The 21,465-nt window shown below is 41.8% G+C and carries 33 protein-coding genes and 1 pseudogene; 2 read left to right on the forward strand and 32 right to left on the reverse strand.

From position 1 onward, the window contains the following. Positions 1–304: 304 nt before the first annotated feature. The 29 genes from rplQ to rpsJ all read right to left on the reverse strand — a co-directional run bounded on the left by rplQ (position 305) and on the right by rpsJ (position 14,262). Entirely contained in the window at positions 305–685 is a 381-nt protein-coding gene (gene rplQ, locus C8U37_RS02220) for a 50S ribosomal protein L17 (RefSeq protein ID WP_086987328.1), read from the reverse strand. Between the two features lie 26 nt (positions 686–711). After that, positions 712–1,656, reverse strand: coding sequence for a DNA-directed RNA polymerase subunit alpha (locus C8U37_RS02225; RefSeq protein ID WP_108031670.1), 945 nt, complete (start codon positions 1,654–1,656; stop codon positions 712–714). Between the two features lie 81 nt (positions 1,657–1,737). Then, on the reverse strand, positions 1,738–2,124 hold the full coding sequence (rpsK, locus tag C8U37_RS02230; protein ID WP_108031671.1) for a 30S ribosomal protein S11: 387 nt from the start codon (positions 2,122–2,124) through the stop codon (positions 1,738–1,740). 27 nt (positions 2,125–2,151) lie between these two features. Continuing rightward, positions 2,152–2,517: a 30S ribosomal protein S13 gene (rpsM, locus tag C8U37_RS02235; protein WP_108031672.1), complete on the reverse strand. Its 366-nt coding sequence runs from the start codon at positions 2,515–2,517 to the stop codon at positions 2,152–2,154. Positions 2,518–2,537: 20 nt separating this feature from the next. Continuing rightward, positions 2,538–2,651, reverse strand: a complete 114-nt coding sequence (rpmJ, locus tag C8U37_RS02240) for a 50S ribosomal protein L36 (protein WP_062470716.1) — start codon at positions 2,649–2,651, stop codon at positions 2,538–2,540. A 33-nt stretch (positions 2,652–2,684) separates the two neighbouring features. Then, entirely contained in the window at positions 2,685–2,903 is a 219-nt protein-coding gene (gene infA / locus C8U37_RS02245; RefSeq protein WP_068558953.1) for a translation initiation factor IF-1, read from the reverse strand. A gap of 135 nt (positions 2,904–3,038) precedes the next feature. Beyond that, positions 3,039–3,683: an adenylate kinase gene (locus C8U37_RS02250; RefSeq protein WP_108031819.1), complete on the reverse strand. Its 645-nt coding sequence runs from the start codon at positions 3,681–3,683 to the stop codon at positions 3,039–3,041. Between the two features lie 66 nt (positions 3,684–3,749). Continuing rightward, on the reverse strand, positions 3,750–5,042 hold the full coding sequence (gene secY / locus C8U37_RS02255; RefSeq protein ID WP_108031673.1) for a preprotein translocase subunit SecY: 1,293 nt from the start codon (positions 5,040–5,042) through the stop codon (positions 3,750–3,752). Then, positions 5,042–5,482, reverse strand: a complete 441-nt coding sequence (gene rplO, locus C8U37_RS02260) for a 50S ribosomal protein L15 (RefSeq protein WP_068558958.1) — start codon at positions 5,480–5,482, stop codon at positions 5,042–5,044. The genes secY and rplO overlap by 1 nt, the downstream gene beginning before the upstream one ends. Positions 5,483–5,515: 33 nt before the next feature. Then, positions 5,516–5,698, reverse strand: coding sequence for a 50S ribosomal protein L30 (gene rpmD, locus C8U37_RS02265; RefSeq protein ID WP_086626917.1), 183 nt, complete (start codon positions 5,696–5,698; stop codon positions 5,516–5,518). A 13-nt stretch (positions 5,699–5,711) separates the two neighbouring features. Beyond that, positions 5,712–6,212: a 30S ribosomal protein S5 gene (rpsE, locus tag C8U37_RS02270; RefSeq protein ID WP_106448937.1), complete on the reverse strand. Its 501-nt coding sequence runs from the start codon at positions 6,210–6,212 to the stop codon at positions 5,712–5,714. Between the two features lie 20 nt (positions 6,213–6,232). Beyond that, complete coding sequence (rplR, locus tag C8U37_RS02275) at positions 6,233–6,589, reverse strand: 50S ribosomal protein L18 (protein WP_086626915.1); 357 nt, start codon at positions 6,587–6,589, stop codon at positions 6,233–6,235. A gap of 64 nt (positions 6,590–6,653) precedes the next feature. Continuing rightward, complete coding sequence (gene rplF, locus C8U37_RS02280; RefSeq protein ID WP_108031674.1) at positions 6,654–7,190, reverse strand: 50S ribosomal protein L6; 537 nt, start codon at positions 7,188–7,190, stop codon at positions 6,654–6,656. Between the two features lie 39 nt (positions 7,191–7,229). Continuing rightward, a complete protein-coding gene (gene rpsH / locus C8U37_RS02285) occupies positions 7,230–7,628 on the reverse strand; it encodes a 30S ribosomal protein S8 (protein ID WP_086626913.1) in 399 nt (132 codons plus the stop codon). 34 nt (positions 7,629–7,662) lie between these two features. Further along, complete coding sequence (locus C8U37_RS02290; protein ID WP_072763659.1) at positions 7,663–7,848, reverse strand: type Z 30S ribosomal protein S14; 186 nt, start codon at positions 7,846–7,848, stop codon at positions 7,663–7,665. A gap of 20 nt (positions 7,849–7,868) precedes the next feature. After that, positions 7,869–8,408 (reverse strand): 50S ribosomal protein L5, encoded by a 540-nt coding sequence (gene rplE / locus C8U37_RS02295; RefSeq protein ID WP_108031675.1) that lies wholly within the window; start codon positions 8,406–8,408, stop codon positions 7,869–7,871. Positions 8,409–8,434: 26 nt separating this feature from the next. Next, positions 8,435–8,743, reverse strand: coding sequence for a 50S ribosomal protein L24 (gene rplX, locus C8U37_RS02300; protein ID WP_068558971.1), 309 nt, complete (start codon positions 8,741–8,743; stop codon positions 8,435–8,437). 34 nt (positions 8,744–8,777) lie between these two features. Then, positions 8,778–9,146 carry a 50S ribosomal protein L14 gene (gene rplN, locus C8U37_RS02305; protein WP_068558973.1) on the reverse strand — a complete coding sequence of 123 codons (369 nt, stop codon included), beginning with the start codon at positions 9,144–9,146 and terminating at the stop codon, positions 8,778–8,780. Positions 9,147–9,189: 43 nt separating this feature from the next. Then, positions 9,190–9,456, reverse strand: a complete 267-nt coding sequence (gene rpsQ, locus C8U37_RS02310) for a 30S ribosomal protein S17 (RefSeq protein WP_086987321.1) — start codon at positions 9,454–9,456, stop codon at positions 9,190–9,192. 27 nt (positions 9,457–9,483) lie between these two features. Beyond that, the gene (gene rpmC / locus C8U37_RS02315) at positions 9,484–9,678 is read right to left on the reverse strand and encodes a 50S ribosomal protein L29 (protein WP_068558977.1); all 195 of its coding nucleotides are present in this window, start codon (positions 9,676–9,678) and stop codon (positions 9,484–9,486) included. Further along, positions 9,668–10,102 carry a 50S ribosomal protein L16 gene (gene rplP / locus C8U37_RS02320; protein ID WP_068558979.1) on the reverse strand — a complete coding sequence of 145 codons (435 nt, stop codon included), beginning with the start codon at positions 10,100–10,102 and terminating at the stop codon, positions 9,668–9,670. Before rplP ends, rpmC begins: the two co-directional genes overlap by 11 nt. A 3-nt stretch (positions 10,103–10,105) precedes the next feature. Next, positions 10,106–10,762, reverse strand: a complete 657-nt coding sequence (gene rpsC / locus C8U37_RS02325) for a 30S ribosomal protein S3 (protein ID WP_086987320.1) — start codon at positions 10,760–10,762, stop codon at positions 10,106–10,108. 3 nt (positions 10,763–10,765) lie between these two features. Then, positions 10,766–11,122, reverse strand: a complete 357-nt coding sequence (rplV, locus tag C8U37_RS02330; RefSeq protein WP_086626908.1) for a 50S ribosomal protein L22 — start codon at positions 11,120–11,122, stop codon at positions 10,766–10,768. A gap of 20 nt (positions 11,123–11,142) precedes the next feature. Beyond that, positions 11,143–11,424 (reverse strand): 30S ribosomal protein S19, encoded by a 282-nt coding sequence (gene rpsS, locus C8U37_RS02335; protein WP_068558985.1) that lies wholly within the window; start codon positions 11,422–11,424, stop codon positions 11,143–11,145. A gap of 53 nt (positions 11,425–11,477) precedes the next feature. Beyond that, positions 11,478–12,308 carry a 50S ribosomal protein L2 gene (gene rplB, locus C8U37_RS02340; RefSeq protein ID WP_106448940.1) on the reverse strand — a complete coding sequence of 277 codons (831 nt, stop codon included), beginning with the start codon at positions 12,306–12,308 and terminating at the stop codon, positions 11,478–11,480. A gap of 34 nt (positions 12,309–12,342) precedes the next feature. Beyond that, positions 12,343–12,627, reverse strand: coding sequence for a 50S ribosomal protein L23 (gene rplW, locus C8U37_RS02345; RefSeq protein ID WP_068558989.1), 285 nt, complete (start codon positions 12,625–12,627; stop codon positions 12,343–12,345). Beyond that, positions 12,627–13,250, reverse strand: coding sequence for a 50S ribosomal protein L4 (gene rplD / locus C8U37_RS02350; RefSeq protein WP_068558991.1), 624 nt, complete (start codon positions 13,248–13,250; stop codon positions 12,627–12,629). The genes rplW and rplD overlap by 1 nt, the downstream gene beginning before the upstream one ends. Before the next feature lie 26 nt (positions 13,251–13,276). Beyond that, positions 13,277–13,915: a 50S ribosomal protein L3 gene (gene rplC, locus C8U37_RS02355; protein WP_068558993.1), complete on the reverse strand. Its 639-nt coding sequence runs from the start codon at positions 13,913–13,915 to the stop codon at positions 13,277–13,279. Between the two features lie 38 nt (positions 13,916–13,953). Continuing rightward, a complete protein-coding gene (gene rpsJ, locus C8U37_RS02360) occupies positions 13,954–14,262 on the reverse strand; it encodes a 30S ribosomal protein S10 (RefSeq protein WP_068558995.1) in 309 nt (102 codons plus the stop codon). Between the two features lie 778 nt (positions 14,263–15,040). On the opposite strand from rpsJ, the pseudogene C8U37_RS02365 reads away from it, so the two are divergent. After that, a pseudogene (locus C8U37_RS02365) lies at positions 15,041–16,243 on the forward strand (ammonium transporter); the annotation flags it as partial. 174 nt (positions 16,244–16,417) lie between these two features. Continuing rightward, entirely contained in the window at positions 16,418–16,825 is a 408-nt protein-coding gene (locus C8U37_RS14815) for a P-II family nitrogen regulator (protein ID WP_281257479.1), read from the forward strand. A 638-nt stretch (positions 16,826–17,463) separates the two neighbouring features. Here C8U37_RS14815 and tuf read toward each other — a convergent pair. The 3 genes from tuf to rpsG all read right to left on the reverse strand — a co-directional run bounded on the left by tuf (position 17,464) and on the right by rpsG (position 21,450). Beyond that, a complete protein-coding gene (gene tuf / locus C8U37_RS02370; protein ID WP_086987318.1) occupies positions 17,464–18,651 on the reverse strand; it encodes an elongation factor Tu in 1,188 nt (395 codons plus the stop codon). A 120-nt stretch (positions 18,652–18,771) separates the two neighbouring features. After that, entirely contained in the window at positions 18,772–20,862 is a 2,091-nt protein-coding gene (gene fusA, locus C8U37_RS02375; RefSeq protein ID WP_108031820.1) for an elongation factor G, read from the reverse strand. A gap of 117 nt (positions 20,863–20,979) precedes the next feature. Continuing rightward, on the reverse strand, positions 20,980–21,450 hold the full coding sequence (gene rpsG / locus C8U37_RS02380) for a 30S ribosomal protein S7 (RefSeq protein ID WP_086626904.1): 471 nt from the start codon (positions 21,448–21,450) through the stop codon (positions 20,980–20,982). Positions 21,451–21,465: the final 15 nt, after the last annotated feature.

The following is a 21,465-nucleotide window of genomic DNA, read 5'->3' on the forward strand; positions in this document are numbered from 1 at the left end:
TTTTTGTTGGTTTTTTCTCCAAATCAATCATACAAAAAATTTGGGGTTGTTTGTATTTTTATGCCCTGAGGGGCGTGAAAAGTTGTAAAGTGGTGTTTATATATCAAAAGAAACTAGAAAATATATTGGCATTTTCTAGTTTCTTTTGATAAAAAAAGCACTTTTTTTGATGAAAAAATGCCCTTCCGAAGATCATGCGATCTTCGGAAGAACCTTGAGCTAGACTAGGGAAGCCAGAAGCAATCCCATCATCATAACACTCTATTTCATCTAAAAGTGAACGTTTCATCTTTATACGATTGAATTATACTAATTCAATGATAACCATTGGTGCAGCATCGCCACGACGAGGTTCTGTCTTCAAGATACGTGTGTATCCGCCTTGACGTTCTGCATAGCGAGGTGCGATATCACTGAACAATTTTTGCAAAGCTGATTGAACAACGATTTTGTCATCTTCCTCACGTACAGCTGCTACTTCGTTACGAACGTATGCTGCAGCTAAACGACGAGCAGATAAATCTCCACGTTTGCCTAAAGTAATCATCTTTTCAGTAGTTGAACGAATTTCTTTAGCACGAGCTTCAGTTGTAACGATGCGTTCGTTGATTAGTAAGTCAGTAGTCAAATCGCGAAGCATTGCTTTTCTTTGAGCGCTTGTGCGTCCTAATTTACGGTAAGCCATCCTAGGTTTTCCTCCTTTGTACAGTACTAGTCGTCTTGACGCAAGCCTAGATTAAGATCACTCAGCTTATTTTTCACTTCTTCAAGTGATTTGCGTCCCAGATTACGTACTTTGATCATCTCTGCTTCAGACTTGTCTGTCAATTCTTGGACTGTGTTGATGCCTGCGCGTTTCAAACAGTTATAAGAACGTACGGATAAATCCAATTCTTCGATAGTCATTTCCAGCATTTTCTCTTTATGTGTTTCTTCTTTTTCAACCATTATCTCAGCTTTACGAGCTTCATCGGTCAGATTAACAAAAATATTCAAATGTTCCGTTAAAATTTTGGCAGCCAAGCTGACTGCTTCTTCCGGGCTGATGGAACCATCTGTCCAGACATCCAACGTTAATTTATCATAAATATTTTTTTGTCCGATACGAGTGTTTTCAACTTGATAATTTACTTTGCTGATTGGAGTATAGATGGAGTCGACTGGCAAAACACCGATCGGCATATCTTCCGTTTTGTTATATTCAGAACGAACATAACCACGGCCATTTTTTACATCCAAGCGAACATGAAAATGTGCTCCCTCTGAAACTGTACATATATATAAATCAGGGTTTAAGATTTCCACATCGCTGTCATGGGTAATATCCGCAGCAGTCACGACTGCTGGACCTTTTACGTCAATCTCGATTGTTTTGTCTTCGTCCGTATACAATTTCAAAGCTAATTTTTTGATGTTCAGAATGATTTGGGTAACATCCTCGACAACACCATCAATCGTTGAAAATTCGTGTAGAACACCATCGATTTGGATAGTTGTTACAGCTGTACCAGGAAGTGAAGATAATAGAATTCGACGTAATGAGTTCCCAAGTGTTGTTCCATAACCGCGTTCTAGTGGTTCTACAACGAATTTACCGAATTTGGCATCTTCGCTGATCTCAATCGTTTCAATTCTTGGTTTTTCAATTTCGATCATTTATCAATTTACCCCTTTCAAAACGTGAAGTTCATGTTAGTGAGTCCATTGCGTTTCGTTACATATCAGTACAATTCTCAATTAAACACGACGACGTTTTGGTGGACGGCATCCATTATGAGGAACGGGCGTTACGTCGCGGATTGCGGTAACTTCCAAACCTGCTGCTTGTAATGAACGAATGGCAGCTTCACGTCCAGAACCAGGACCTTTAACAGCTACTTCAACTGTTTTCATGCCATTTTCCATAGAAACTTTAGCTGCTGCTTCTGCAGCCATTTGTGCAGCATAAGGAGTAGATTTACGAGAACCTCTGAATCCTAATGAACCTGCTGATGACCATGAAATAGCATTTCCATGAACATCTGTAATCATAACAATAGTATTATTAAAAGTTGAACGGATATGTGCTATACCAGATTCAACATTCTTTTTTACGCGGCGTTTGCGAGCTACTTTTTTAGCCATGAAGTTTTGACCTCCTTCACTTAATTATTATTTTTTCTTGCCAGTGACTGCTTTAGCTGGGCCTTTACGAGTGCGTGCGTTGTTCTTAGTGTTTTGTCCGCGAACAGGCAAACCACGACGGTGACGCATTCCTCTGTAAGATCCAATTTCAATCAATCGTTTAATATTTAGGTTAACTTCACGACGAAGGTCACCTTCAACCTTTAATTTATCCACTTCAATACGGATACGGTCTAATTCATCATTCGTTAAATCACGAACGCGAGTATCTTCTGAAACCTCAGCTGCTGCTAAAACTTTTTGAGCTGTGTTTAATCCGATACCAAAAATATAAGTTAATGAAATAACTACACGTTTGTCACGCGGAACATCTACTCCTGCGATACGAGCCATTTATAGGCACCTCCTTGTTATTATCCTTGGCGTTGTTTGTGTTTGGGATTTTCGCAAATCACCATAACACGACCATTGCGGCGAATGACTTTGCATTTTTCGCAAATGGGTTTTACTGATGCTCTAACTTTCATTTAAATTCCCTCCTATTTAGTGATGGAGTGCAATTATTTAAAGCGGTAAGTAATGCGTCCACGAGTAAGATCGTACGGTGATAATTCTACCGTAACTTTATCGCCTGGCAAAATGCGGATGTAATGCATTCTAATTTTACCAGATACGTGAGCTAATACTATGTGACCATTTTCAAGTTCGACTTTAAACATTGCATTGGGCAAAGTTTCAACGACAACTCCTTCGATCTCAATTACATCGTCTTTCGCCACGCCTGCTAACCTCCTAACATTCTGTTGAGCTGATTAATCTTATGTCTTGGCAATTTTTACTCTAACTGCTAGATTATACCATAGCAAGTATCAATTGAAAAGAAATTTTCGATTAATTTCAAATGACAGTTGCAACTATTCTATAATCTTTTGGATTTCGGAAAACAAGTTGTCGATGCCGATTTGGCCATCCACATTATGTACCAATCCTTTTTCGCTGTAAAATGCAATGATTGGTTTAGACTGTTCTAGATTAATCTGAATGCGATTTTCTACGGTTTCAGGCTTGTCATCTTCACGTTGATAGAATTCGTGTCCACCACAGCGATCGCATGTTCCTTCCACTTTGGGAGGATTGTTCTCTTTGTGGTAAGTCGCTCCGCAAGAGCGGCAAATGATTCTACCCGTTAGACGTTGCATCAAAACTTCAGGGTTCACATCAATGTTAATAACAGCATCGATTTTTTTGTCGAGTTCATCCATGATAGCTTCTAGAGCTTTTGCTTGTACGAGGGTTCTTGGAAAACCATCCAACAAAAAGCCTTTTTCAGTATCAGATTCTGCTAATCTCTCTTTAACGATTCCGTTTGTAACTTCATCTGGAACAAGTTCGCCTTTATCCATATATGATTTTGCTTCCAGGCCCAACGCTGTCTCATTTTTCATGGCAGCTCGGAACATGTCCCCTGTAGAGATATGCGGAATATTATATTTCGCGATGATCTTTTCAGCCTGTGTTCCTTTTCCAGCACCGGGAAGACCCATAATAATTAGGTTCATCATTTTACTGCCTCCTAAAGATGTAAGAATATGTGACGAGGAAATCACTTCCTCCCCACAAACTTACTATTGAATAAATCCTTGGTAATTACGTTTAACCATTCGACCTTCAATTTGTCTTGCCGTTTCCAATGCAGTACCAACTACAATCAGAAGACTTGTACCGCCAAGGGCGAGCGAGTCCGGCAAATCCCACAAACCTGAGGCAATGATTGGCAATAGCGCAATCAGTCCAAGAAATAGCGCGCCGACCGTACTTAATCGCATAATCATGCCGGAAATGTAATCTTCTGTCCCTTTACCCGGGCGTACACTTGGAATATAGCCGCCTTGCTTTTGCAAGTTCTCTGCCATCTTTTCAGGATTAATCTGAATGAAGGCATAGAAGTAAGTGAAGACAACGATCAATACCGTATAGATTGTTGCGCCGATGGGTTCACGGTAATTAAAGATGGTTGACAAAATTTGATACCAGCTAGCTTCACTTTGACTTGCCGCGAAAAACCCAAGGATCGTCTGCGGTGTCATCATGAAAGAACTGGCAAAGATGACTGGAATGACTCCAGCTGAATTGATTTTTAAAGGCAAATGCGCGGATTGATTCGATCCGGAAGCACGCTTGGAATACTGAATGGGGATTTTACGTTCAGCTTGTTGAACGTACACAACGAGTATGACCACCAATAATATTGCTGACAATAGCGCAACCGAGAACAAAATGTTGTTCATCAAATCGGATCCTGCATCAACGAAACGATCATTGTAATAAGTGTAAAGATCTGTAGGGATTCTTGCGATGATACCTGAGAAGATGATCAGCGACGTTCCGTTTCCGATACCGTGCATTGAAATGGATTCTCCGATAAAAACAACAAGCATCGAACCTGCCGTCATCACTAACGCGATGACCATGTAGGTCGTCATGCCCGGATCGTTCACCAATCCCAAAGCTGAGAGCTGGTTGAAACCGATCGAAAGACCGACGGATTGCACAAATGCCAAAATGACAGTTAAGTACCTTGTAACTTGATTTAATTTTCTTCTACCTACTTCACCCTGTTTGGACCATTCCACAAATTTCGGAACAATGTCCATTTGTAACAATTGAACGACAATAGAAGAAGTGATGTATGGCGAGACACCCATTGCGAAAATGGAATACTGACTCAGTGCTCCACCTCCGAATGTGTTCAACAGGCTGAATAAGCCCGTCGATGCCAAGTTTGTGATGGCACCCGCATCAACACCCGGTACAGTAATATGTGCTCCGAGACGGAACACAATCAGCATACCTAGAGTAAAAAAGATTCTATTTCTAATGTCCTTCGCCTGAAATGCATTTTTCAGAAGAGTAAACATTAGATCACCTCAACAGTCCCACCTGCAGCTTCGATAGCTTTTTGTGCTGCTTCGGAGAATTTATTAGCTTTAACTGTCAGTTTTTTCTCAACGCTTCCGTTGCCTAAAACTTTGATGCCTGATTTTTCATCTTTGACAATACCAGTTTCAACTAATAAAGCTGGAGTAACTTCTGTACCATCTTCGAAACGGTTTAAGATTTCTAAGTTGATGACAGCATATTCCTTACGGTTGATGTTCGTGAATCCACGTTTTGGAAGACGACGGAACAATGGAGTTTGTCCACCCTCGAATCCAAGTCTCACACCGCCGCCTGAACGGGCTTTTTGGCCTTTATGTCCACGACCGGATGTTTTACCATTACCGGATGAAGATCCGCGACCGACACGGTTACGTTCTTTACGTGAGCCTTCAGCAGGTTTTAATTCATGAAGTTTCATAGTAACTTGGCACCTCCTTTAATCTGATGTTTATTATTTAACTTCTTCTGATGTAACTAAGTGGCTTACTGTGTTGACCATGCCCAAGATAGCTGGGTTAGCTGGTTTTACAACAGATTTGCCGATTTTGGACAATCCCAAAGCCTTACAAGTATCTTTTTGGTTTTGAGGACGTCCAATCAAGCTGCGTTTTAAAGTGATCTTTACTTCTGCCATTATGTAGTCCTCCTTATCCTAGTAATTCTTCAACTGTTTTGCCGCGTAATTTCGCAACATCTTCAGCATTTTTCAATTGTTTCAAGCCATCGATTGTAGCACGTACCATGTTGATTGGTGTGTTAGAACCAAGGGATTTGCTTGTGATATCAGCGATACCAGCTAATTCGACAACGGCACGGACTGGTCCGCCTGCAGAAACTCCGGAACCGGATTTAGCAGGTTTCAACATTACGTTACCGCCACAGAAAGATCCGATAACTTTGTGAGGGATTGTTGATTCAGACATTGGAACTTCAATTAGGCTCTTTTTAGCTGATTCGATAGCTTTACGAATAGCTTCTGGAACCTCGGCTGCTTTACCAGTACCGAATCCTACATGTCCGTTTCTGTCTCCTACAACAACTAAAGCAGCAAAACGCAGACGACGTCCACCTTTAACAACTTTTGTTACACGATTGATCGCAACAACGCGGTCTTCTAATTCAATATGATTTGGGTCAACATAAACCATGTGTGGTTATCCTCCTTTTCTTAGAAATCTAGTCCATTTTCGCGAGCAGCTTCAGCTAAAGCCTGTACACGGCCATGGTACAGATAGCCACCACGGTCAAAGACTACTTTTTTGATACCTTTAGCAACAGAACGCTCAGCAATAAGTTTTCCAACTGCAGCAGCAGCTTCAGTTTTAGTACCGGTTGCGATTTCTGTTTCTTTTGTAGAGGCACTTGCTAGCGTCACACCCGCTACGTCATCAATTAATTGAGCGTAGATGTTTTTGTTGGAACGGAAAACGTTCAAGCGTGGGCACTCTGCAGTACCAGAGATTTTTCTTCTTACGCGTGCGTGTCTAGCTTGGCGCACTTTGTTTTTATCTGGTTTAGTAATCACAATTGTCACCTCGTTATATTTATTTTGTTGCGTCGTTCAGGAAGCAAGTAATAATAGCGGACTATTATTTACCTGTCTTACCTTCTTTACGACGGATGATTTCGTTAACGTATTTGATACCTTTACCTTTGTAAGGCTCTGGTGGGCGTACGCCGCGGATGTTGGCTGCCAAAGCGCCAACTTTAGCTTTATCGTAACCTTTAACGATGATTTTAGTGTTAGTTGGTACTTCCACTTCAATACCGTCTTCAGGTGTGAATTCAACTGGATGAGAATAGCCGACGTTCAATACAAGTTTTTTGCCTTGCAATTGAGCACGGTACCCAACCCCTACTAAGTCCAATTCTTTCATAAATCCTTCAGATACACCTACAACCATGTTGTTTACCAACGCGCGTGTAGTACCATGAATGGATTTAGTGAATTTCTCTTCGTTAGGACGAGTGAAAGTAACAGTGTTTCCATCGATCTTGATACCGATCATTTCATTAAATGTGCTAGTTAATTCGCCTTTAGGGCCTTTAACTGTAACAGCGTTACCTTGTTGAGTAACGGTTACGCCAGCTGGAATTTCGATTGCTTTATTACCAATACGACTCACAGGGCTGCACCTCCTTTATTTTCTCTTATTTTTTAAAAATTACCAAATGTAAGCTAATACTTCGCCGCCGATGTTTTTCGCTCTTGCTTCTTTGTCGGTGATAACACCTTCAGAAGTTGACACGATTGCGATTCCTAAACCATTTAATACTTTAGGGATGTCGCCAGTTTTAGCGTATACACGCAAACCTGGTTTTGAAATACGTTTCAAACCAGTGATGACGCGTTCGTTGTTTGGACCATATTTTAAGAATACACGGATAACACCTTGTTTGTCGTCTGAAGTGTAATCAAAGTTTTTGATGAAACCTTCAGCCTTAAGAATGTTAGCGATCTCTAATTTTGTCTTTGATGCAGGCACTTCTAAAGATTCGTGACGTACCATGTTGGCATTACGAATACGAGTTAAGAAATCTGCGATTGGATCTGTCATGACCATTTACATTATACCTCCTTTTGCGAGTATGGTTAAATTACCAGCTAGCCTTTTTCACGCCGGGAATTTGTCCTTTATAGGCAAGTTCACGGAAGCAAATACGGCAAAGTTTGAATTTGCGATAAACTGAATGTGGACGTCCGCAACGTTCACAACGAGAGTAAGCTTGAGTAGAGTGTTTTGCGGGACGTTTGTTTTTAGCAATCATGGATTTTTTAGCCAATTATTATTCGCCTCCTTAGCTTATTTTTGGAATGGCATTCCAAGTTGTGTCAATAATTCTCTTGATTCTTCATCAGTGTTAGCAGTAGTTACGATAACGATATCCATACCACGTACTTTGTCGACTCTATCATAGTCAACTTCTGGGAAAATCAATTGTTCTTTGATACCTAAAGTATAGTTTCCACGACCATCAAAAGATTTTTTGCTGATCCCACGGAAGTCACGTACACGTGGTAATGAAACTGTTACTAGTTTATCCAAGAAGTCGTACATTCTTTCGCCACGTAAAGTAACTTTAGTGCCGATAGGCATACCTTCACGTAAACGGAATGCAGCGATTGATTTTTTAGCTAACGTGATGACTGGTTTTTGACCAGAGATCAAAGTTAGTTCTTCAACTGCTTTATCTAGGTTTTTTGTGTTTGAAACTGCATCACCCACACCCATGTTGATGACAATTTTGTCAATTTTAGGTGTTTGCATGATTGAGCTGTATTCAAATTTTTCCATCAATGATGGAACGATTTCTTTTGTGTATCTTTCTTTTAAACGGTTCATTTAGAATATCCTCCTTCCTCTAATAATTAATCAATGATTTCGCCGGTTTTTTTGGAAACGCGGACTTTTTTGCCATCTACGACTTTAGATCCTACGCGAGTAGGTTCGCCAGTTTTAGCATCAATTAACATAATGTTAGAAACATGGATAGGTGCTGCTTCTTCAAGAATTCCACCGGTTGGGTTTGTTTGAGAAGCTTTGCGATGTTTCTTGACAATATTAATGCCTTCGACAATAACACGATCTTTTTTAGGGAAAGTTTTAAGGATTACTCCTTCTTTACCTTTATCTTTTCCAGTAATGACTTTAACTTTATCACCAGTTTTTACGTGCATGCTTTGTTGCACCTCCTTCATTTATGACAGTTGATTACAATACTTCTGGAGCAAGGGAAACGATCTTCATGTAGTTGTTGTCACGCAATTCACGTGCAACTGGTCCAAAGATACGTGTTCCACGAGGGCTCTTGTCGTCACGAATGATTACACAAGCATTTTCGTCAAATTTGATGTAAGAACCATCTTTACGGTGTGCGCCGTGTTTCGTACGAACGATAACAGCTTTAACGACATCACCCTTTTTGACAACACCACCGGGTGTAGCTTGTTTTACTGTGCAGACGATTGTATCACCAATTCCTGCGAATTTGCGGTTTGAACCACCTAACACTTTGATAGTTAACACTTCTTTAGCGCCTGAATTATCGGCAACTCTTAAGCGGGATTCTGTTTGTATCACGTCAGTATCCTCCTTCCGGATATAAAAATATTTATTTGTCTGATTAGATGATTACTGATTCTTCAACAACTTCAAGCAAGCGGAAGTTTTTAGTAGCAGATAGAGGACGAGTCTCCATAATTCTAACTACATCTCCCATTTTAGCTTGGTTGTTTTCATCATGTGCCTTGTACTTTTTAGAGTACTTAACGCGTTTACCGTAAGTAGGATGTGTTTTTGTTGTAGATACTTCTACAACGATTGTTTTATCCATCTTGTCGGAAACAACAACACCTTGGTAGACTTTACGTTGGTTACGTTCTTCAGTCATTTCGTTGTGACCTCCTTTGCTGATCTACTATTTTTGCAATTCTTGTTGTCGCAATACAGTTTTAATACGTGCAATTGATTTGCGTACTTCTTTCAAGCGGGCAGTATTTTCTAACTGTCCGGTTGCAAGTTGGAATCGTAGATTGAATAATTCATCTTTGAATTGTTTTTCTTTTTCAATCATTTCAGCAGTGGATAACTCTTTAAGTTCATTAGCCTTCATTCGATTCACCACCAATTTCTTTACGTTTTACAATTTTTGTTTTAACTGGCAATTTATGAGATGCAAGACGTAGAGCTTCGCGTGCCACTTCTTCAGGGACGCCTGCTACTTCAAACATGATTTTGCCGCGTTTAACTGGAGATACCCAACCTTCAGGTGCCCCTTTACCAGAACCCATACGGACTCCGATAGCTTTTGATGTATATGATTTGTGAGGGAAGATTTTGATCCAAACTTTCCCGCCACGTTTCATGTAACGAGTCATAGCGATACGAGCTGCTTCGATTTGACGGTTTGTGATCCAGTGTGAATCCACTGCTTGCAAACCATATTCGCCGAATACAACTTCTTTTCCGCCTTTAGCTTCTCCGCGCATTTTTCCACGGAACTCACGACGGTGTTTTACACGTTTAGGTACTAACATTGGTTATTTCCCTCCTTTCTCAGTTGTTTTTTTTGCTGGCAAAACTTCACCACGGTAAATCCAAACTTTAACGCCTAGTTTACCATAAGTTGTGTCTGCTTCTTCCCAAGCGTAGTCGATGTCCGCACGCAATGTATGCAATGGAACAGTTCCTTCAGCATGAGTTTCAGCACGAGCGATATCTGCACCATTCAAACGACCAGAAACTTGCGTTTTGATCCCTTTAGCGCCAGATCTCATTGTACGTTGGATAGCTTGTTTTTGCGCACGACGGAAAGCTACACGGTTTTCCAACTGTTTAGCGATACCTTCAGCAACCAATTTAGCATCCAAGTCTGGTCTTTTGATTTCCACGATGTTGATGTGTACTTTTTTACCAGTCAGTTCATTTAACTCTTTACGAGTTTTTTCTACTTCAGAACCACCTTTACCGATTACCATACCAGGTTTGGCAGTATGAATGGAGACGTTCACGCGATTAGCGGCACGCTCGATTTCAATTTTAGAAACAGAAGCTTCGCTTAAGTTCTTTGCGATATATTTACGGATACGTAAATCTTCATGTAAGAAAGCTGCGTAATCTTTTTCAGCGTACCATTTAGCATCCCAGTCACGAATGATGCCGACACGTAATCCTAATGGATGAATTTTTTGACCCACAGATTATCCCTCCTTCTTTTCTGATACCACGATTGTGATGTGGCTAGTACGTTTCATGATTGGTGAAGCTGAACCTTTTGCACGTGGACGGAAACGTTTCATCGTTGGTCCTTCGTTAACATAAGCCTCGCTTACTACCAAGTTTTCGATATCTAAATCATAATTATGTTCTGCATTAGCAATTGCTGACATCAACACTTTTTCTACAACGGGCGAAGCGCCACGTGGTGTGAATTTCAGAATGGAGATTGCTTCTCCGATGCTCTTGCCTCTGATAAGATCCACTACTAAACGAACCTTACGAGCGGCAATGCGAACAGTTTGTGCAGATGCTTTTGCAGCTGTGATTTGTTCTGGCATGTTATTTCCTCCCCTCGTAATTAACGGCGACCTGTTTTCTTGTCGTCTGCGGCATGGCCACGGTATGTTCTTGTTGGAGCGAATTCTCCTAATTTGTGTCCTACCATGTCTTCTTGAATGTAAACTGGAACGTGTTTTCTTCCATCATAAACTGCAATCGTTTGTCCGATGAATTGTGGGAAAATTGTAGAGCGGCGAGACCAAGTTTTAATTACTTGTTTCTTTTCGCTAGCTAGAGCAGCTTCAACTTTCTTAATTAAATGTTCATCGACAAAAGGTCCTTTTTTCAAACTACGACCCATGGTGAAGCCTCCTTTCGATTATGTGTTGCTTCAGTCAATTATTATTGTGATAATTATTTTTTGCGTCCGCGAACGATCAGCTTGCTAGATTTAGCTTTCTTGCTACGAGTTTTGTAACCAAGAGCAGGTTTACCCCAAGGAGTAACTGGCGCTTTGCGTCCGATTGGAGATTTACCTTCACCACCACCGTGTGGGTGATCGTTAGGGTTCATTACAGAACCGCGGACAGTAGGGCGTTTACCCAACCAACGGTTACGTCCAGCTTTACCGATGTTGATCAATTCGTGTTGTTCGTTACCTACTGAACCGATTGTTGCACGGCAAGTTGAAAGGATTAAACGTACTTCGCTTGAGTTCAAACGAACTAATGTATATTTACCTTCTTGTCCAAGTACTTGAGCACTTGTACCAGCTGAACGGATCAATTGACCGCCTTTGCCTGGTTTTGTTTCGATGTTGTGGATAACAGTACCGACTGGGATGTTTGCCAATGGCATTGCGTTTCCGATTTTGATATCAGATCCTACTCCAGATTCGATTTGTTGGCCTACTTCGATGCCTTTAGGGGCAATAATGTAAGTTTTGATTCCATCAACATATTGGATTAACGCGATGTTTGCAGTGCGGTTTGGATCGTACTCGACAGCTTTGACGATACCAATGACTCCATCTTTATTACGTTTGAAGTCGATCACACGGTAAGCACGTTTGTGTCCACCAGCTTGATGACGAACGGTAATTTTACCTTGGTTGTTACGACCGGCTTTTCTTTTGATTGGTTCAACCAAAGATTTCTCAGGTGTTGTTTTTGTAATCTCTGCGAAATCAGAACCAGTCATATTACGACGGCCGTTTGTGGTAGGTTTGTATTTCTTAATCGCCACGTTTTTTCCCCTCCTATTTGATTATTTCAGTAAATTAATTTTCGAATAATTCGATTGTTTTAGAATTTTCAGTCAAAGTGATGATTGCTTTACGGCGTTTTTTTGTATAGCCTTTGTATTTGCCCATACGTTTAAGTTTGCCGCGTACATTCATGATGTTTACGTTTTTAACATCTACACCGAACAATGATTCGATAGATTGTTTAACTAATGTTTTGTTAGCACGTACATCCACTTCAAAGGTATATTTCTTTTCATCCATTGCAAGCATAGAAGCTTCCGTGATGATTGGGCGTTTGATAACGTCTGTTGCTTCCATTATATAAGAGCCTCCTCTACCTTAGAAAGAGCAGCTTGTGTCAAGACTAATTTGTTGTTTGAAACAACATCCAATACGTTGATTCCTGTTTCGTTAACGACTGTTACGCCAGGAAGGTTACGTGCTGATAATGCTGCAAAATCGTTGTCGTTTTCTACAACAACCAATACTTTCGTATCAACGTTAAGGTTTTTCAACACATTTGCAAATTCTTTTGTTTTTGGTGCATCGAAGTTCAATGTTTCAACTACGATCAAGTCTCCTTCAGCAACTTTCGTTGAAAGAACTGATTTGATAGCTAAGCGACGAACTTTCTTGTTTAATTTATAGCTGTAAGAACGAGGTGTTGGTCCAAAGACAACTCCACCGCCAACCCATTGTGGTGAACGGATTGAACCTTGGCGTGCACGGCCTGTTCCTTTTTGTTTCCATGGTTTACGACCACCACCGCTGACAGCGCTGCGGTTTTTTACTGCGTGAGTTCCTTGTCTTAAAGAAGCGCGTTGCATGATGATTGCGTCATAAACAACGTTTTCGTTAGGCTCGATCCCAAAGATTTCTTCATTCAAAGTTACTTCACCGTTTTGTGTTCCATCTTGTTTAAATAAGGCTACGTTTGGCATTTTTCTCGTTCCTCCTCTCTTTTATATTATTTGTTTGCAGCTTTGCGGGCTACTTTGATTTCGATTAATGATTTTTTAGAACCAGGCACGTTACCTTTGATCAGGATTACGTTTTTCTCAACGTCAACCATAACGACTTCAAGGTTTTGGATAGTAACGCGATCGTTACCCATACGTCCTGCTAATTTTTTACCTTTGAATACGCGGGATGGGAATGAAGCAGCACCCATTGAACCCGGACGACGATGGTAACGAGATCCGTGGGCCATTGGTCCGCGGCTTTGTCCGTGACGTTTGATTACGCCTTGGAAGCCATGTCCTTTAGTGGTACCAGTAACATCAACAATGTCGCCGGCTGCAAAGATATCAACTTTGATTTCTTTTCCTACTTCGTATTCTCCTAGCTCAACATTGTTAAATTCACGAATGAAGCGCTTAGGAGCAGTTTTTGCTTTTGCTGCATGACCCTTAGCAGGTTTGTTTGACAATACTTCACGCATTTCTTGGTAGCCTAGTTGTACCGCTTCGTAGCCGTCTGTTTCGTTGGTTTTAACTTGTAAAACAACGTTTGGAGTAGCTTCGATAACTGTAACTGGTACTAACTCACCGTTTGCAGTAAAGAATTGAGTCATTCCTACTTTTTTGCCTAAGATTCCTTTGGTCATGGTAACACCTCCGTTTGTTTTTTATATGATAGGTTTGATTATAATTTGATTTCGATGTCTACGCCGCTTGGTAAGTCAAGCTTCATCAAAGCGTCAACAGTTTTTGTTGTTGGGTTGATGATGTCGATCAGACGTTTGTGTGTAAGCATTTCGAACTGCTCACGAGAATCTTTGTACTTGTGAGTAGCACGGATCACTGTGTATAGTGATCTTTCAGTCGGCAATGGAATCGGACCAGAAACGGTAGCTCCCGTTCTTTTTGCTGTTTCCACGATTTTATCCGCTGATTGATCAAGAGCACGGTGTTCATATGCTTTTAAACGAATACGTATTTTTTGTTTTGCCATGTTGTTCCCTCCTTCGTCAGATGTAATTCATAAGACTAGCTCCACGAAAATTCCCCGGCACACCCGCCGTGACAAAGCGACCGGGTGTGTCGCAACCTCTCGTCTCTTAGCTGCAGTTCCCGAATGAACGGTCCCCAATACATTATTCATAACCATGAATGCCGTACCAATATATTATACATAATCACATAAGTTAAAGCAAGTCTTTTCTGAAAATAATATTCAGTTTCTGCTATTATCCAAATGACCTGCATTGCCTGAGTACTATGAAGCATTTTTGTCCCTTCACTATTATACTGATTCGCATGAAGAATGCAAGGCCGTTGGTAATTTCTTCGCTCATGAGCGACGTTTTGCTTTTTGCCTGTCTACTCTACTTTTATCAGTTTTCATATATTATAGAAGAAACAGGATTTTCGAATCGGCTTGCTGGGTTGGTCCATTGATGAAATGCATTTAATTTACTGACATATTGCCCAATTTCAAACATTTTTTGCCTCGGTATCGTTTCATGTGAGTTATTTTCACTCAATTTTAGGGATTAAACCGGTTTTCTGACGCGGCCATAGTACTTATTGAACGCGCAACAGCCTTTTTTTTGAAGTTAAGTCTACTTGTGCAGCCCTCCAGCGCAACTGCGCCTTGTCCATGTCATATTTCATCACGCAAGTCGTCATCATTTTGATGCTTTTCTATTTCCTAGGGTGTAAAGTATGGAACATCACAAAGTAATCACTCACAAAAAAATATCAACAGAAGGAGAATCTACATGGAGAACATTAATTATGCAGACACAACTTTCGTCTTCCTCGCAACGATCTTAGTCATGATGATGACGCCCGCTTTATCCCTATTCTACGGAGGGATGGTCCGGAAGAAAAATGTCCTCAGCACAACGATGCACAGTTACGCTGCCATCGCAGTCGTTTCCATCCAATGGCTATTATTCGGCTACTCTTTTGTATTCGGAGGCGATTCGAAATTTTTCGGCGATTTGTCTTTCACATTGCTCAACGGTGTAGGCTTCGCACCGATTGATTATGCACCGACCATTCCGCACCAGCTCTTCATGATGTTCCAGCTGGCATTCGCCATCATCACCCCAGCCTTGATATCCGGAAGCATCGCGGAAAGAATGAAATTCCCCGCATTCCTCGCCTTCATCCTTTTATGGACGACTTTTGTCTATGATCCGATTGCCCATTGGATTTGGGGGAATGGCGGTTGGATCCGCGAACTGGGTGCACTCGACTTTGCAGGCGGGAGCGTCATCCATATAAGTTCCGGTATATCAGCACTTGTGGCAGCTATTTATCTAGGCAAAAGGAAAAACCACGATTCAGTCAAGCCGCATAATATTCCGATGACGATGATCGGCGCTGGCCTACTGTTGTTCGGTTGGTTCGGTTTCAACGCCGGAAGTGCTTTGGCAATCAACGATATTGCTCTGGATGCCTTCATCACTACAAACACAGCCGCTGCAACTGCCGGTATCAGCTGGATGATCTGCGAATGGGTAATCCATAAAAAACCGACTGCACTTGGATTCGTCAGCGGGATCGTCGCTGGTCTGGTTTCCATTACACCAGGTGCCGGATTTGTCAGCCCGATTTCAGCTTTAGCCATCGGTTTCATTGGCGGGATCGTCTGCTTCTATGGCGTATCCGTCTTGAAGAAGAAATTTGACTATGATGATGCGCTTGATGCATTCGGTTGCCATGGTATCGGCGGTATCTGGGGCGGAATCGCAACAGGTATCTTCGCATCAAGCAGCATCAATCCTGCCATAGAAGGCGGCTTGGTCGACGGCAGCGCCTCACTTTTGGTAGCAGAAGCCATCAGCATTTTGGCTGTACTTGCATACGCCGGCATCATGTCCTTTCTCTTGTTGAAATTGATCAGTCAATTCATGCCGCTACGTGTCTCTGCGGAAGAAGAAGAAATCGGTTTGGATTATGCAGTCCATGGCGAAACAGCATACGGCAGTCTCGCTGTAGCTTTGAGTGAAACTAATTATTCAAGTACTGATACATCGGTTGTGCCGGGTGAATTGAGAACGGCCTTCCAAAAATTCCAGGAGCGCACTTTCGGAGGCAAAGATCAGGAATTGGCCTTCGCGAATGCTTCGCTTGACGACGTGAACAAATCAGTGGTTGTGGAATACCAAGCATCCGGCGCAACAACAGGCGGCTTCGATGTTCAAAACAAAATTACCAAAATCGAAATCATCACAAACGAGAGTAAATTTGAAGGTCTGAAAAAAGCGCTGAACAGCATCGGCATCACAGGCATGACCGTTTTCGATGTATTCGGCTACGGCATGCAGAAAGGCCATTCTACTTATTATCGTGGCGTTGAGACCGAAGCCGATCTTCTGCCGAAGATCCGTGTCGAGGTTGTCGTCAGCACGGTTCCGGTCCAAGAGGTAGTCGATGCTGCCAGAAAAGCATTGTACAGCGGCAACATCGGTGACGGAAAAATCTTCATCTATAATGTGGAAAACGTCATCCGCGTCAGCACCGGGGATGAGGGCAAGAAAGCTTTGGAATATCCAAACGAATAAGCAAGCAGGGACCGGCTCGTAATGAGCCGGTTTTTTTGTCGATATCCGATACCTTTTTCTGATATTACTCGCTATGCTTACGATCTGTACCGCTCTTCTCCGGCGAACGGAGGCTTCGCCGGAGTTCAGGATGCATTCCGTTTACGTACTCCGATGAAGGTGTCTTCATCGGAGTAGCGTCCAATATTTACCGGCGTGCTCCGGTGAGCAGATCTTTCACCGGAGCTGCGCTCTCATGCCGTCGCGCCGCCCACTATTTTACCTAGAAGAAGCTCTTCAGAATAAGAAAAGCTGAACGGGTTCGTTCAGCCCTGAAAGAAATTTAGGAAATCGGTCCGCAACGTTCCCTACAGTCACCTTGTACTGGGGCTCTAAGGGATGAATCCCTAAGAGTCCCCATGCAACTGAGCATCGTAGAGCGCAATAGGACCGATTTATCTAATTTCCGAAGGGCTAACCCGTGTAGCTAGCCAACGTTATTGGACGCATGAAACACTTTGCAAACCTGTGAAACACCTGCGGTGATGCACTTTTAATTGCAAAAAATTATATAGTTTCCTAGTATTACGAAAAAAAATCCCAAGAGCAGAAGCCCTCGGGATTTTTTTCATCGCATTAAATTTTATCTTGAAATAAAATTATTTAGTGATTGAAGCTACAACGCCAGCGCCTACAGTACGGCCGCCTTCACGAATAGAGAACTTAGTTCCGTCTTCGATAGCGATTGGGTGGATCAATTCGATCGTCATAGTAACGTTGTCGCCAGGCATTACCATTTCAACGCCTTCTGGTAAGTTACATACGCCTGTAACGTCAGTTGTACGGAAATAGAATTGTGGACGGTAGTTTGTGAAGAATGGAGTGTGACGTCCGCCTTCTTCTTTTGAAAGTACATAAACTTCAGCAGTAAAAGTTGTATGTGGAGTGATTGAACCTGGTTTAGCCAATACTTGACCACGTTGGATTTGTTCACGTGTAACACCACGTAACAAAGCTCCTACGTTATCGCCAGCTTCAGCGTAATCCAATAATTTACGGAACATTTCAACACCGGTAACAACTGTTTTCTTAGTTTCTTCAGCAATACCGACGATTTCAACTTCGTCACCAACGCGGACTTGTCCACGTTCAACACGGCCTGTAGCAACAGTACCACGTCCAGTGATTGAGAATACGTCCTCGATAGGCATCATGAATGGCTTGTCAGTTTGACGAACTGGAGTTGGAATATATTCGTCAACAGCAGCCATCAATTCTAAGATTTTTTCTTCGTAAGCTGGGTCGCCTTCAAGAGCTCTCAAAGCTGAACCAGCGATTACAGGAACATCGTCGCCAGGGAAATCGTAGTCTGTTAACAGGTCACGAACTTCCATTTCAACTAATTCTAATAATTCTTCATCGTCAACCATGTCGACTTTGTTCAAGAATACTACGATGTAAGGAACACCAACTTGACGAGACAACAAGATGTGCTCGCGAGTTTGTGGCATTGGGCCATCAGCAGCAGAAACTACTAAGATAGCGCCGTCCATTTGTGCAGCACCAGTGATCATGTTTTTAACATAGTCAGCATGGCCTGGGCAGTCTACGTGAGCGTAGTGACGAGTTTCAGTTGAGTATTCAACGTGAGAAGTGTTGATCGTGATACCACGTTCTCTTTCTTCTGGAGCGTTGTCGATTGCAGCATAGTTAGATGCCTCAGCGAAACCTTTTTTAGCTAAAACTGTAGTGATAGCTGCTGTTAATGTTGTTTTACCATGGTCAACGTGTCCGATTGTACCAACGTTAACATGGGGTTTTGAACGGTCGAATTTTACTTTTGCCATTTTAAATCATTTCCTCCTCATATTGAGTGCTTATAATTTGTCTAGACTTTAATCGTCTATCGTATAAAGTATACCGATTTGTGCTCGAAAAAGCAATATACAAGCTAAGCACCAGCGAGATTACTCTTCGCTATTTTTTCCGCTCTTCTTGATGATTTCTTCTTGAACAGATTTAGGAACTGCTTCGTAATGATCGAATGTCATTGAGAACGTTCCGCGGCCTTGTGTAGAAGAACGTAAAGTCGTAGCATATCCAAACATTTCTGATAATGGAATGCTGCTCTTAACGATTTGTGCGTTACCGCGTGCTTCAGTACCTTCGATACGTCCACGACGAGAACTTACATGACCCATTACATCTCCCAAATAATCATCAGGAACTGTAATTTCTACAGCCATCATTGGTTCAAGGATTGCAGGGTCAGCTTTTTTAGCTGCGTTACGCAAAGCAAGTGAAGCAGCAACTTTAAATGCTGTTTCAGATGAATCGACATCATGGTAAGAACCATCATACAATTTAGCTTTAACGTCAACTAAAGGATAACCAGCCAACACACCGTTTTCCATTGCGTCTCTCAAACCAGCTTCAACTGCAGGGATGTATTCACGAGGAACAACCCCACCGACGATAGCATTTTCAAACGCAAATCCAGCGCCTTCTTCGTTAGGAGTAAATTCAACCCATACGTGACCGAATTGACCTTTACCACCTGATTGACGAACGAATTTACCTTCAGATTGAACTGATTGACGGAATGTTTCACGGTAAGATACTTGAGGAGCACCTACTGTAGCTTCAACTTTGAACTCACGTCTCATACGGTCAACGATGATGTCCAAGTGCAACTCACCCATACCAGCGATGATCGTTTGACCAGTCTCTGGGTTAGTGGACGCACGGAAAGTAGGATCTTCTTCAGAAAGTTTCTGTAACGCGATACCCATTTTATCTTGGTCAGCTTTTGATTTAGGTTCAATAGCAACTTCGATAACTGGTTCTGGGAAATTCATAGATTCAAGGATTACTTGTTTCTTTTCATCACACAAAGTGTCTCCTGTAGTCGTATCTTTCAAACCAACTGCAGCAGCGATATCTCCAGCAAATACTTCTGGGATTTCGTTACGGTGGTTAGCATGCATCTGTAGGATACGGCCTACACGTTCGCGTTTACCTTTAGTGGCATTCTGAACGTAAGAACCACTTTGTAGCGTACCAGCGTATACACGGAAGAATGTCAGACGACCTACAAACGGGTCAGTCATAACTTTAAATGCTAAAGCTGCAAATGGCGCTTCGTCGCTTGCAGGAACAGCAATTTGTTCTTCAGTATCTACGTCAGTACCTGTAATGGCTGCAACATCCAATGGTGATGGAAGGTAGTCAATAACTGCATCAAGCAACAATTGAACGCCTTTATTTTTGAAAGCAGAACCGCAAAGCATCGGGAAAAATTCTACATTACATGTAGCAGTACGGATACCTTGTTTCAATTCTTCTTTCGTAATCTCTTCACCATCAAGATATTTTTCCATCAAAGCTTCATCAGTTTCAGCAACAGCTTCAACTAATTTAGTGTGCCATTCTTCAGCTGCTTCAAGATAATCCGCAGGGATATCTTCTTCATGGTATTCAGTACCTTCGTCGTTGTCATAGATTTCAGCCTTCATTTCGACTAAATCAATGATTCCTTTGAATGTATCTTCAGAACCAATCGGCAATTGAATCGGATGCGCATTAGCATTCAGACGGTCATGGAGAGTGTCTAAAGAGTACAAGAAATCTGCACCCATTTTATCCATTTTGTTAGCGAAAATAATACGAGGAACACCATAAGTTGTAGCTTGACGCCAAACTGTTTCAGTTTGAGGTTCTACACCTGATTGTGCATCAAGTAAAGCGACAGCGCCATCCAATACACGTAGGGAACGTTCAACTTCAATAGTGAAGTCCACGTGTCCTGGAGTATCGATGATGTTTACGCGATACCCTTTCCATTGTGCAGTAGTAGCAGCTGAAGTGATGGTAATACCACGTTCTTGTTCTTGTTCCATCCAGTCCATTTGTGAAGCACCCTCGTGGGTTTCACCAATCTTATGGATTTTACCGGTATAGTACAAAATACGTTCAGTTGCCGTTGTTTTACCAGCGTCAATATGAGCCATGATACCGATATTTCTCGTATTATGTAGAGAAAATTCTCTTTGTGCCATCTTCTTCAAACACCTCTCTCTTATTAAAGTAATTGCAAGTCCATTTTATTGGAAAAATGGTGACTTACACAACCATAAAGCAAATTTCTTGCAAGAAAAAATTCTTGCAAGAAAATTTTACCAACGGTAATGAGCGAAAGCTTTGTTAGCTTCTGCCATTTTATGTGTATCTTCACGTTTCTTAACTGAAGCACCAGAGTTGTTAGCAGCATCCATAATTTCTTTAGCTAGACGCTCTTCCATAGTATCTTCACCGCGTAGACGAGAGTAGCTTACCAACCAACGTAATCCTAAAGCCATACGACGATCTGGACGTACTTCGATAGGAACTTGGTAGTTAGAACCCCCTACACGACGTGCTTTTACTTCTAAAACAGGCATGATGTTTTTCATAGCTTGTTCGAAAACTTCCAACGGGTCGTTTCCTGTAGATTCTTTAATCATTTCAAATGCGTTATATAAGATTGTAGCAGCTTTACCACGTTTTCCATCAACCATGATACGGTTGATCAAACGAGTCACCAATTTTGAATTGTAAATCGGATCTGGCATTACTTCACGTTTTGTAACTGGACCTTTACGAGGCATTCAAATTCCTCCTTC

The organism is Trichococcus patagoniensis (assembly GCF_003051085.1).
GTDB classification, from domain to species: domain Bacteria; phylum Bacillota; class Bacilli; order Lactobacillales; family Aerococcaceae; genus Trichococcus; species Trichococcus patagoniensis.

Excerpts from the sequence above, each read along its gene's own strand:
- rplQ (WP_086987328.1), bottom strand. The coding sequence starts at position 685 with ATGGCTTACCGTAAATTAGGACGCACAAGCGCTCAAAGAAAAGCAATG.
- C8U37_RS02225 (WP_108031670.1), bottom strand. The coding sequence starts at position 1,656 with ATGATCGAAATTGAAAAACCAAGAATTGAAACGATTGAGATCAGCGAA.
- rpsK (WP_108031671.1), bottom strand. The coding sequence starts at position 2,124 with ATGGCTAAAAAAGTAGCTCGCAAACGCCGCGTAAAAAAGAATGTTGAA.
- rpsM (WP_108031672.1), bottom strand. The coding sequence starts at position 2,517 with ATGGCTCGTATCGCAGGAGTAGATGTTCCGCGTGACAAACGTGTAGTT.
- rpmJ (WP_062470716.1), bottom strand. The coding sequence starts at position 2,651 with ATGAAAGTTAGAGCATCAGTAAAACCCATTTGCGAAAAATGCAAAGTC.
- C8U37_RS02250 (WP_108031819.1), bottom strand. The coding sequence starts at position 3,683 with ATGAACCTAATTATTATGGGTCTTCCCGGTGCTGGAAAAGGAACACAG.
- secY (WP_108031673.1), bottom strand. The coding sequence starts at position 5,042 with ATGTTTACTCTTCTGAAAAATGCATTTCAGGCGAAGGACATTAGAAAT.
- rplO (WP_068558958.1), bottom strand. The coding sequence starts at position 5,482 with ATGAAACTTCATGAATTAAAACCTGCTGAAGGCTCACGTAAAGAACGT.
- rpmD (WP_086626917.1), bottom strand. The coding sequence starts at position 5,698 with ATGGCAGAAGTAAAGATCACTTTAAAACGCAGCTTGATTGGACGTCCT.
- rpsE (WP_106448937.1), bottom strand. The coding sequence starts at position 6,212 with ATGGTTTATGTTGACCCAAATCATATTGAATTAGAAGACCGCGTTGTT.
- rpsH (WP_086626913.1), bottom strand. The coding sequence starts at position 7,628 with ATGGTCATGACAGATCCAATCGCAGATTTCTTAACTCGTATTCGTAAT.
- rplE (WP_108031675.1), bottom strand. The coding sequence starts at position 8,408 with ATGAACCGTTTAAAAGAAAGATACACAAAAGAAATCGTTCCATCATTG.
- rplX (WP_068558971.1), bottom strand. The coding sequence starts at position 8,743 with ATGCACGTAAAAACTGGTGATAAAGTTAAAGTCATTACTGGAAAAGAT.
- rpsQ (WP_086987321.1), bottom strand. The coding sequence starts at position 9,456 with ATGACTGAAGAACGTAACCAACGTAAAGTCTACCAAGGTGTTGTTGTT.
- rpmC (WP_068558977.1), bottom strand. The coding sequence starts at position 9,678 with ATGAAGGCTAATGAACTTAAAGAGTTATCCACTGCTGAAATGATTGAA.
- rplP (WP_068558979.1), bottom strand. The coding sequence starts at position 10,102 with ATGTTAGTACCTAAACGTGTAAAACACCGTCGTGAGTTCCGTGGAAAA.
- rplV (WP_086626908.1), bottom strand. The coding sequence starts at position 11,122 with ATGCCAGAACAAATCACAGCTGCAAAAGCATCTGCACAAACTGTTCGC.
- rpsS (WP_068558985.1), bottom strand. The coding sequence starts at position 11,424 with ATGGGTCGTAGTTTGAAAAAAGGACCTTTTGTCGATGAACATTTAATT.
- rplW (WP_068558989.1), bottom strand. The coding sequence starts at position 12,627 with ATGGAAGCAACAGACGTTATCAAACGCCCAATCATCACGGAAGCTTCT.
- rplD (WP_068558991.1), bottom strand. The coding sequence starts at position 13,250 with ATGCCAAACGTAGCCTTATTTAAACAAGATGGAACACAAAACGGTGAA.
- rplC (WP_068558993.1), bottom strand. The coding sequence starts at position 13,915 with ATGACCAAAGGAATCTTAGGCAAAAAAGTAGGAATGACTCAATTCTTT.
- rpsJ (WP_068558995.1), bottom strand. The coding sequence starts at position 14,262 with ATGGCAAAACAAAAAATACGTATTCGTTTAAAAGCATATGAACACCGT.
- tuf (WP_086987318.1), bottom strand. The coding sequence starts at position 18,651 with ATGGCAAAAGTAAAATTCGACCGTTCAAAACCCCATGTTAACGTTGGT.
- fusA (WP_108031820.1), bottom strand. The coding sequence starts at position 20,862 with ATGGCACAAAGAGAATTTTCTCTACATAATACGAGAAATATCGGTATC.
- rpsG (WP_086626904.1), bottom strand. The coding sequence starts at position 21,450 with ATGCCTCGTAAAGGTCCAGTTACAAAACGTGAAGTAATGCCAGATCCG.